Genomic DNA, 2068 nt, shown 5'->3' on the forward strand with positions numbered 1-2068 from the left:
GGTGGCGGCCGCAGCGCTCAGCAAGGGCAATTCCGTCTGGCTCACCTGGCCGGCGGAAAAGGGTTTCCTCCTTCCGCATGGAGGGCAATGACGACGGTGTGGCGAGATATCGCTCCACCGCTTTCCGGCACTATCAACAACAAAAAAGGGGAACTGACATGACACATGACACCAAAAAACAAGCCGTCGAGAGCCTGTCCGCCAGGGCAGGTCGCGGCGAGATCTCGCGCCGGCAGTTCACACAGCTGGCGGTACTCGTGCTGGCCGGCACGCCGATGCTGCTGCGCTCGACAGGTGCCTTTGCGCAGGCCAAGGAACTGGTGCTGGTCAACTGGGGTGGCGATGCCATCACTGCCTATGATGCCGCCTATGGCCAGGCCTTCACCAAGGACACCGGCATCGCCGTCAAGATGGACGGTTCGGGTCCGACCGAAGGCGCCATCGCAGCGCAGTTCAAGAGCGGCGCGCCGACCTGGGATCTCGTCGACGTGGACCCCTTCTCGGCCATCACGCTCGGCGCCCAAGGGGCTCTCGAGCCGATCGATTACAACATCGTCGACAAGAAGAAGATGCGGCCCGGCTTTGGTTGGGAATACGCCGCCTCGACCTATTTCTTCTCCTATGTCATTGCCTATGATTCCGAGAAGTACGGCAAGGACGCGCCGACCGGCATGGCCGATTTCTTCGACGTGAAGAAATTCCCCGGCAAGCGCTCGCTCTACAAATGGGGCGTATCGAGCTGGGAAGCAGCACTTCTGGCCGACGGCATCGCGCCGGCGTCGCTCTACCCGCTCGACCTCAAGCGCGCCCATGACAAGATCGCCGCGTTCAAGGAAAACGTCGTTGCCTATTGGGGTGGCGGCGCCGAAAGCCAGAGCGTGCTGCTCAATGGCGAGGCCTCGATGGCGATCGTCTGGTCGACGCGCGCTTCGCTGATCGAGCAGGATTCGGGCGGCAAGATCAAGTTCATCTGGGATCAGGGACTGATCTCGCCCGGTGCGCTGGCCGTGCTCAAGAACAACCCCGGCGGCAAGGACGCTGCGATGAGGTTCATCGCCAGTGCCCAGGACCCTGAAAAGCAGCTGGTCATGTTCGACAAGCTCGGCCAAGGTCCTGCAAACCCGGCGGCAGACGCGCTGATCACGGCCGACAAGAAGCGCATCAACCCGGTCGATCCCGAGAACATGAAGAAGCAGATCGCGCTCGACATGGACTGGTACGCCAAGAACTACGGGCCGGCGCTCGACGAATACACCAAGATCATCTCGGCCTGATCAGGGCCGGGGTAATCGGGTCAATGAGATCCTATCTCTCCGACAGGATGGGCGCGGCGCTGTTGATGGCGCCGCTGCTCCTGTTTCTTGTCCTGGCCTATGCCTGGCCGTTCCTTGGCGTCGTCAAATGGAGTTTTACGCTGCCGACGCCCGGCCTCGGCCAATATGAGGCGCTGCTCACCGACGATCTGGTGCAGTCGGTGTTCATCCGCACGCTGCGCATCGCGGCGGTCGTCACCGTGGTCTCGGTGGCCGCTGCCTACGCCATCACCGTCGTCTGGGTGCGTGGAACCCCGGCACAGCGCCTGATCGCCGAGTTCTGCATTCTCGTTCCCTTCTGGATTTCCGTGCTGACCCGTGCCTTCGGCTGGGTGGCGCTGCTCTCCAATCGCGGCCTGATCAACACGTGGCTGCAGGCGATCGGCTTCATTTCCGAACCGCTGGCGTTGGTGCGCAACGAATTCGGCGTCATCGTCGGCATGACGCACTTCCTCATTCCTTTCGCCGTTTTTCCGCTGGCATCGGCCATGCGCAGCCTCGACGACCGCGTGCTCCTGGCGGCGCGCGGGCTCGGCTCCAGCCGCATGCGCACCTTCTGGACGGTGTTCGTGCCGATGACGCGCTCCGGCATCATAGGCGCGGCGATGATCGTTTTCGTCTTCTCGCTCGGCTTCTTCGTCACGCCAGCGATCCTTGGCGGCGGCCGCAGCGTCATGATTGCCGAGCTGATCTATCTCAGGATATTCCAGAGCCCGGACTGGGGCTTGGGTGCAGCGATCAGCGTCGTGCTGGTG

At 62.6% G+C, this 2068-nt stretch carries 2 protein-coding genes; both read left to right on the plus strand.

Features of this window, described 5'->3' with window-relative positions:
• Positions 1 to 158 precede the first annotated feature (158 nt).
• Positions 159 to 1274 (plus strand): ABC transporter substrate-binding protein, encoded by a 1116-nt coding sequence (locus tag EN925_RS33320; RefSeq protein ID WP_127368572.1) that lies wholly within the window; start codon positions 159 to 161, stop codon positions 1272 to 1274.
• Positions 1275 to 1297: 23 nt separating this feature from the next.
• Positions 1298 to 2068: ABC transporter permease (locus EN925_RS33325; RefSeq protein WP_164894571.1), on the plus strand; the 771-nt coding region annotated here is incomplete at its 3' end.

Origin of the sequence: Mesorhizobium sp. M7A.F.Ca.US.006.04.2.1 (genome assembly GCF_004022915.1) — a bacterium.
In the GTDB taxonomy this organism is placed as follows: Bacteria; Pseudomonadota; Alphaproteobacteria; order Rhizobiales; family Rhizobiaceae; genus Mesorhizobium; species Mesorhizobium ciceri.

Coding starts and splice junctions, on each gene's coding strand:
- EN925_RS33320 (WP_127368572.1), top strand. CDS start 159: ATGACACATGACACCAAAAAACAAGCCGTCGAGAGCCTGTCCGCCAGG.